This window comes from Mesobacillus sp., from assembly GCF_049588175.1.
Classification (GTDB): Bacteria; Bacillota; Bacilli; order Bacillales; family Cytobacillaceae; genus Mesobacillus.
Genome location: NZ_JBAVFI010000424.1, coordinates 1 through 8056 on the forward strand (window position 1 = coordinate 1; position 8056 = coordinate 8056).

Annotated in this window: 7 protein-coding genes; 6 read left to right on the top strand and 1 reads right to left on the bottom strand. The window is 41.6% G+C overall.

Translation table 11 applies throughout. The features are described from left to right. A partial coding sequence (dat, locus tag WB217_RS10505) for a D-amino-acid transaminase (RefSeq protein WP_423993180.1) occupies window positions 1-814 on the top strand: 814 nt, incomplete at its 5' end. 243 nt (window positions 815-1057) lie between these two features. Then, window positions 1058-1906 carry an adenosylmethionine decarboxylase gene (gene speD / locus WB217_RS10510; protein WP_423993181.1) on the top strand — a complete coding sequence of 283 codons (849 nt, stop codon included), beginning with the start codon at window positions 1058-1060 and terminating at the stop codon, window positions 1904-1906. Window positions 1907-1995: 89 nt separating this feature from the next. Here the strand turns inward: speD and cysK are convergent, their stop codons facing one another. Continuing rightward, window positions 1996-2931 (bottom strand): cysteine synthase A, encoded by a 936-nt coding sequence (gene cysK, locus WB217_RS10515; protein WP_423993182.1) that lies wholly within the window; start codon window positions 2929-2931, stop codon window positions 1996-1998. 317 nt (window positions 2932-3248) lie between these two features. Between cysK and thpR the strand changes: the two genes are divergently transcribed. Genes thpR through pulA form a run of 4 tightly spaced genes read left to right on the top strand, consistent with a single transcriptional unit; the run spans window position 3249 to window position 7973 of the window. Next, window positions 3249-3830: an RNA 2',3'-cyclic phosphodiesterase gene (gene thpR, locus WB217_RS10520; RefSeq protein WP_423993183.1), complete on the top strand. Its 582-nt coding sequence runs from the start codon at window positions 3249-3251 to the stop codon at window positions 3828-3830. 30 nt (window positions 3831-3860) lie between these two features. After that, the gene (locus tag WB217_RS10525; protein WP_423993184.1) at window positions 3861-4838 is read left to right on the top strand and encodes an NERD domain-containing protein; all 978 of its coding nucleotides are present in this window, start codon (window positions 3861-3863) and stop codon (window positions 4836-4838) included. A 17-nt stretch (window positions 4839-4855) separates the two neighbouring features. Next, window positions 4856-5836, top strand: coding sequence for a diacylglycerol/lipid kinase family protein (locus tag WB217_RS10530; protein WP_423993185.1), 981 nt, complete (start codon window positions 4856-4858; stop codon window positions 5834-5836). Beyond that, window positions 5823-7973 (top strand): type I pullulanase, encoded by a 2151-nt coding sequence (gene pulA, locus WB217_RS10535; protein ID WP_423993186.1) that lies wholly within the window; start codon window positions 5823-5825, stop codon window positions 7971-7973. The genes WB217_RS10530 and pulA overlap by 14 nt, the downstream gene beginning before the upstream one ends. The last annotated feature ends 83 nt before the right edge of the window (window positions 7974-8056 follow it).

The window sequence follows — 8056 nt, forward strand, 5'->3', positions numbered from 1 at the left end:
TTCGGCAAAAGTTGATATTGAGGATAGGGGATATCAGTTTGGTGATGGCGTTTATGAAGTGATACGGGTATACAATGGCAAGATGTTCACAGGCACGGAGCATTTAAACCGTCTTGTGGAAAGTGCGAAAAAAATCCGGATTGAGCTTCCATACAGTTCGGAAGCTTTGGCAGGGATGATGGAAGAGTTGATTGCCAAAAACGAATTGCAAACGGGGATCGTATACATGCAGTTCACAAGGGGAACATCACCAAGAAACCATGTTTTTCCGGGAATTGATGTTGCGCCAACTTTCGTAGCTTATACGCGTCAGGTTGCCCGTCCAGAAGAGTCTATGCAAAAAGGTGTCCGGACAATCCTGGATGAGGATATCCGCTGGCTGCGCTGCGATATTAAGAGCTTGAACTTACTTGGTAATTTACTTTCTAAGCAAAAAGCTGCCGAAGCTGGCTGTTTTGAAGCGATTCTACATCGTGGAGAGACTGTGACAGAGGGAAGTCATTCAAATATTTCAATCATCAAAGATGGTGTGATTATCACCCATCCTGCAGATAACCATATTCTCAACGGCATTACGAGGCAAAAGGTCCTCGAGGTTTGCAATCATGAGCAAATCCCTTCTGAGGAAAGAGCATACACACTCGAAGAACTTTACGCGGCTGATGAAGTTTTCTCATCCGGTACGACAGTCGAAGTAATGCCTGTTATTGAAATTGAAGGGAAGTCTGTTGGAAATGGTGAACCGGGACCAGTGACACGCCGCCTGCAGGAGCTATTCAAAACTGAAATTGCGCAGCAATGCGGCCAGATCTAATATTTTGTTAAGCCTGCAGCTACAATGCTGCAGGCTTTTTTGCAGGATAAAACGCATTGCTATAAACCGTCTTAAAACACAAACTTAAAACCCCCTTTATTCAGGTTTTGCCGCAGCTTTGTTTTTTATTGGCAGGAATGGGTATCATAAAAATATTTAAATCAGAATGATACCTGCTTAAAAACATGTCTTATGTACGATTACAGACAGAGCATAGCAGAATACCGAATAGGGGGAACACAGATGAAATTCACACCAGCACAGCATATCGAATTGCATGGGTTTAATAACCTGACGAAATCATTGAGCTTTAATATGTATGACATCTGTTATACGAAAACAAAGGAAGAGCGTGAAGCTTATCTTGAATATATTGACGAACAATACAATGCTGACAGGCTGACAAAAATCCTGACGCATGTCTCTGATATTATCGGTGCTCATGTGCTGAATGTGGCTAAGCAGGATTATGTGCCGCAGGGAGCGAGTGTAACGATTCTCGTTTCTGAGGGACCGGTTGTCGAAGTTCCACAGGAAGCCTACGATGAATCTCCTGGTCCACTGCCTGACAATGTTGTGTTGCAGCTTGATAAAAGCCATATTACCGTGCATACGTACCCTGAGTACCACCCTGATGAAGGAATCAGTACATTCAGGGCAGATATCGATGTTTCGACTTGCGGAGAAATCTCGCCATTGAAGGCGTTGAATTATCTGATTCATTCATTCGAAACCGATGTCATTACAATCGATTATAGGGTAAGGGGATTTACACGTGATAAAGATGGCAACAAATTGTTCATCGATCATGATATCAGTTCGATTCAAAACTATATCCCTGAAAATATCAAAAATCAATTCGATATGGTTGACGTCAATGTATATCAGGAAAATATTTTCCACACAAAGTGCAAGCTGAGAGAATTTGATTTGGATAATTATCTCTTTGGTTATACGAAGGAATCATTATCTCCTGAAGAACGAGAAGAAATCACCGAAAGACTTCAGGCTGAAATGGAAGAGATCGTATCCGGAGTAACGCTCCATTCGGGAACGATATTTGAAGAGGAAGAGGGAGAGATGGAAAAATAGTGAGTAAAAAGGCGTGTGGATATCCACACGCCTTACTAATGCTTTGGTTATTCCGTGACTCTAAAAGTGATTAAACCCTTTTTAAAAAGTTAATCCTCAAACCTGAATAAGTCGCTTGAGAGATATCTTTCTCCTGTGTCACAGGCAATGCAGATGACAACTTCATCCGGCTTCAGCTGTTTAGCCACATTGATGGCAGCGAAGGCTGCAGCACCCGATGATGGGCCAACGAGGATGCCTTCCTCTTTAGCGAGCCTGCGTGCTGTTTCATACGCATCTTCATCTTCTATCTTATGAATCTTTTCATATACATCCTGATTAAGAATTTTAGGAATGAATCCCGGGCTAGTGCCAACAAGCTTATGTTTACCTGGCTTGCCTCCAGAAAGCACTGGAGATCCTGCAGGCTCGACGACATGTACATGCAAATCAGGATATTCTTCCTTAAGTGCCTCTCCTGTGCCTGTGATTGTCCCGCCGGTTCCAGCAGTTGCAACAAAAGCGCTAAGAGGCTTCTTTAGTTCTTTCATGGCTTCAATAATTTCGAGTGCTGTTGATCTTCGGTGGGCATCCGGATTAGCATCATTTTCGAATTGCATTGGCATATAGCTGTTCGGGATTTCTTTTAAAAGCTCTTCTGCTTTTTTTATAGATCCAGGCATTTTCTCATCGCCTGGGGTAAGCACCACTTCTGCTCCATATGCCTTTAACAAATTGATTCTTTCGATTGTCATAGTATCTGGCATGACAAGGATTGCTTTATACCCCCTTGCTGCAGCATTCATTGCCAGACCGATTCCCGTATTTCCGCTCGTTGGCTCGATGATTGTGGCACCAGGCTTTAGCTTTCCTTCGTTTTCGGCAGTGATCATCATGTTATATGCTGCTCTGTCTTTAACACTCTTGCTTGGATTGAAATATTCAAGTTTCAAATAAACTGTGGCGCCTCCCTCAGGTGCCAGACGATTTAATTTTACAAGAGGGGTTTCCCCTATTAACGCGGCGATATTATTGACAATTTTCATGGCAATAGCCTCCTTGCTGAATGTGCCTAAGCTTTAGTATTTACATAAAAATGTTTTTGCATAGATTGTTGTTTATTTCCCGCATATGATCAGATTTCGATAAAATCGATTTTTAGTTACACGATGAAAGTCTTATGACAATCGTGAATAATTGATTATAGGCAAACCAAAATAATGTTACCTTTTTATTATCATACAAAAAATTAACTATTCCTATCAACTTTTAGGGATTAAAATTCATATTAAGGAAAATCTGCCAAAACAACAAGTCATTTGCTACAATTAATTCAGTGGACAAGAAAGGGTGTATTGTGTCAATGGAACAGCATGCACATTTTTTCTATGCTTTGGAACTGCCAATTGAGGTAAAAGGAAAATTGGAGAAAACAATAACAGAGCTACAGCAAGCTTTGCCTTACAAGACATGGGTTCACCCTCAGGATTTACATATTACCCTGGCATTCCTGGGAAATGCTGCGGCGCAGCAAATAGATGCTTCCAATAAACTGATCGATGCTGAACTTACCAGACAATCAGAATTTGAATTAGCAATTGATCATCTCGGTATATTTGGACGAAAGGATTCACCAAGGATTTTTTGGGCGGGCCTCGAGAAATCAGAGAGCTTAGCCATGTTAAGAGACGATGTGTTTTCCGCATGCCTTTCTGCTGGCTTTAAGCTTGAGACACGTCCGTTCAGCCCACATATCACGTTGGCAAGGAAATGGACAGGAGAATCGCCTTTTACATACAAATTGATCGAAGAAATAAATCCCTTCAAGGATGAAAAAATAAATTTTCAAGCTGAGAGAGTCGTTTTGTACAAGACTCATTTAGGGAAAAGTCCAAAATATGAACCACTTAAAATATTCCCGCTTGCATCCCGTCCAAAAGCTTAACAAGGAGCAGGTTTAAAGGAAGGAAACTCAATGGCACAGTTAATTAAGCTGCAAGACTATGTATCACGCTATGCACAAGATATATACCTTTATCCTTCAAGGTTTGTGCGTCTAAAGAAAAAGCAATGGGAAGGTGTAAAGGAGAAATGGGAAAACGGCCCTGTTCAGCTTGAGGAGATAAATGGCTATGGGCATTCAGAGGAACAGTCCAATACCATTTTACAGAAGATTAAAAGTATCGTACGTAATTCTGAAACACCGCAGTCTGGACCTAAACAAGATTCTCCAATCGGCCTGGACGATGATCAGGAAACGATGATAGACGATGATGAAATAGAGATGCTTAATAATATCCAAACAATTGAGGGATTGAAGCAGCATTTTCTAGACCAATTACTGCCATTCCAGCTTAAATGGGCGAGTTCTACATTGACGGAAAAATCGTTTATCGCAAAAGAGTTCACCAATGATCCAACATTGAAATTTTTGCTCCAGCGTTTTCCTGACACTTTCCTTATTTTATATAAACCTATTTTCTTACTAAAAAAAGCGCCAGTGGAGGCTGAATTAATCTTGGTTACACCAGGGGCGGCCATTTGCATTTCCTTTTTGGAAGCAGAAGAAAATGCTGTTTTTGTGGGTTCTAAGGAGCGTTTCTGGATAAAGAAAACTAAGAATAAGGAAACAAAAATCCTAAATCCCTTAATAGCGCTTAATAGAACTGATAAAATCGTCAAAACACTTTTTGAAATGTATGGAGTTGAACTTCCTGTGCAAAAATTGCTGTTAAGCCGCAATGGCTTTATTGATTATCCCCTTGCACCGTATGGCGTACAGTTCATTGAAAAACGAAATTTTGATGAGTGGTTCTCTGCTTTGAGAGGTATGAAATCTCCGTTAAAGCATATGCAATTAAAAGCGGCCCAGGTCCTTTTACAATATTGCCAGACAACTTCAATCAGAAGACTTGAGTGGGAAAGCAGCCAAAGACAAGGTGACCAAAATTAGGGTAAAGGTTGAATCATATGGATAAGATCTATTTTATTGTCAATCCAAATGCAAAGAATGGGAGCTGCCGGGAGATTTGGAGAAACATAGAGAAAAATTTAAGTGAAATCAAAATCCCCTTTCTCGCTTTTTTTACAGAGTGTTCTGGACATGCGACGGAGTTAGCTAAGTCAATTGCACTTAATGCCAATGGTAAGCCGATTACTATAGCTGCAGTAGGCGGAGATGGCACTCTACATGAAGTGGTGAATGGAACAGCAAATATACCCAATGTGACATTGGGATTCATACCAGGTGGTTCTGGAAATGATTTTTCAAGAGGCTTTGCTATTCCTAAAAAAGCGGCAGCCGCACTCCGTTTATTAATAGAAAACCATTCAAGGGCCACCCAGTTCATTGATCTTGGAAAAATTCAGCACAATGAATTACAGGAAACATATTTTATGAATAATATGGGTGTAGGCTTTGATGCTGTGGTTGCAAAGGAAGCGAATGAATCAGAAATGAAGCGGCTTCTCAACCGTGTATCTTTGGGCAGGCTAGTCTACGTGTACATCCTGATAAAAAAATTGCTTACGTACCGCTGCATTCCAGTTCAAATATCTGTAGATGGCAAAGAGTATAAGTATGACGCAGCCTGGTTTGTAACCGTATCAAATCAGCAATATTACGGCGGCGGAATGAAAATCGCCCCTGATGCTCTGCCTGATGATGGTCTGCTGGATGTCACTGTGGTGCACAATCTTTCAAGATGGAAATTGCTATTAATCTTCATAAGTGTCTTTTGGGGAAAGCATACATTGTTCCGTGAAGTGGAGCAATTCACAGGAAGGTCTATTTCCATTCAATCCGAACATAAAGTTTTAACGCATGCAGATGGGGAAGTGATTGGGTATACACCTTTACAAATCCAAGCTTGTCCCAAAGCATTAAAAATAGTTTCAGGAACAAGAAAAGCAGGGCCTATAGAGGAGTTGAAAATAGATGATTGCCATTGAACGGAAATTTAACGCCTATCTCGATCATATTAATCATATTACCGTATTGCTTCCATTTACTTATTTTGAAGGAACTTCTAATAAGTTCAGCATTAAGGGAGAAGGCGTTGATTTGCCTTTGGCAATTGAGGAGAAGGTTTATCTTGAGCATGCTGTAAAGTATATTTGCTTATCGAGTGTTGAACCTGTAATAGGGCGCCGATATACCATAACGGATGAACATGGCGGAGAAACGGATCTGCAAATCGGAGCGGTGATCCGCACGGAAGAATTTGACCAGATGTTCTATTATGACGGCAATGACATGGGGGTTCATTTTACTCCGGAAAAAACAGCATTTAAACTATGGGCACCTACTGCCTCGAAAGTAAAGCTTAAGCTCTTTAAAAGTGAGGAGACAGAACACGAACTTATCTCTATGGAGCGAATGGATAAAGGGATCTGGAGCATCGAGGTTGACCGGAACCTTGATTCTTACCGATACACATTTTTGGTCTGCATCAATCTTGAATGGCGAGAAGCTGTCGACCCATATGCAAACGCCTTAACCGCAAATGGAGAGTATGGAGTCATCATTGATACAGAGAAAACGAAGGTTCCGTTGGTCGATCTTCCTCCATTTAGCTCTCCGACAGATGCTATCATATATGAAACGCATATAAGGGATTTAACAATTCATCCAAACAGCGGAGTGAGAAGAAAAGGGACGTACTTGGGGGCTGCCGAAATCGATACTGTCAGTTCCAGAGGCATGATGACCGGACTTTCTTATATTAAAAGCTTGGGCGTCACGCATATTGAATTTTTGCCCTTTCACGATTTTGAAGGCGTAGACGAGGTTGACCGCAATAGTTCATATAATTGGGGCTATAACCCTATCCACTTTAATGTTCCTGATGGAAGTTATGCTACTGATCCCGAGGATCCTTATAATCGGATCATTGAACTGAAACAGCTAATTTCGGGTATCCACAGCCAGGAATTAAGAGTAATCATGGATGTCGTCTACAATCACGTTTACATCCGGGAAGATTCGTCTTTTGAAAAAATTGTTCCAGGATATTATTTCAGACATAATGAACATGGACTTCCTTCGAACGGCACAGGGGTAGGGAATGATTTTGCATCAGAAAGATTGATGGCAAGGAAATTCATTATCGATTCAGTCCTCTACTGGCTGAATGAATACAAGATTGATGGCTTTCGCTTCGATTTGATGGGAATCCTTGACGTTGAGACGATGGACGCTGTCAGGAAGGCCGTGGATGCCATTGACAGCAGCACGCTGATCATCGGGGAAGGATGGGATCTCAATACCCCGCTCCTGCCAGAAAAGAAGGCGAACATTGCCAATCAGGCTAAGCTGCCACAAATCGGCCAGTTTAATGATTTGTTCAGGGATACGATAAAAGGAAGTACATTCAATTTATACGACAGAGGCTATGCATTGGGAAATGACCGTGTAATAGAATCAGCCAAACAAGTGCTAGCCGGCAGCATCGGCATCGGAAAGCGAAGGCATGGATTATTCCTGCAGCCAACACAGTCGGTGAATTATATAGAATCGCATGATAACCACACTTTGTGGGATAAGCTGAAAATTTGTGATCCTGACGAAGATGAGAGCGTTTTAAAGAAGAAGCACAGGTTAGCCACTTCGATCGTGCTGCTCTCACAGGGCATTCCATTTTTGCATAGCGGCCAGGAATTTTTCCGGACGAAAAAAGGGATTGGAAACAGCTACCGCTCACCAGATGATGTCAACTGGCTGGATTGGGATCTGCGAGATGAAAATATTGATAATGTAGATTTTATAAAAGGGCTCATAAACATCCGAAAAATGAATGCAGCGTTGCGATTTGCTGAAAGTGAACAAATTCGCCATCATATGTCTTGTTTACCTTTGCCTTCACCTTTAATTGGTATTTCGTTTGGAGATATCGGTCATCTTGGGAGTTGGGAAAATATATTGGTATTTTTTAACCCTTCACTAACCCAGCAGCTGGTGGAGCTTTCTGAAAGTGCCAGCTGGAATGTCCTTGCTGACCATGAAAAAGCCTCTGCCATCCCATTTCGTCATATCGAAGGTGAAAAAATATTATTGGAACCTTGCTCGCTTCTTATTGCAGCTAAGTGATAGATCCTTGATATTATATAGCCCCAGTGATCTTCCCAACGACAGGCAGGCTGTACCAGTGCCGGTGTTGCACAGGACGTGGG

Bases quoted from the DNA above. Each gene is read 5' to 3' on its own strand.
- WB217_RS10525 (WP_423993184.1), top strand. From the start codon at position 3,861: ATGGCACAGTTAATTAAGCTGCAAGACTATGTATCACGCTATGCACAA.
- thpR (WP_423993183.1), top strand. From the start codon at position 3,249: ATGGAACAGCATGCACATTTTTTCTATGCTTTGGAACTGCCAATTGAG.
- speD (WP_423993181.1), top strand. From the start codon at position 1,058: ATGAAATTCACACCAGCACAGCATATCGAATTGCATGGGTTTAATAAC.
- pulA (WP_423993186.1), top strand. From the start codon at position 5,823: ATGATTGCCATTGAACGGAAATTTAACGCCTATCTCGATCATATTAAT.
- cysK (WP_423993182.1), bottom strand. From the start codon at position 2,931: ATGAAAATTGTCAATAATATCGCCGCGTTAATAGGGGAAACCCCTCTT.
- WB217_RS10530 (WP_423993185.1), top strand. From the start codon at position 4,856: ATGGATAAGATCTATTTTATTGTCAATCCAAATGCAAAGAATGGGAGC.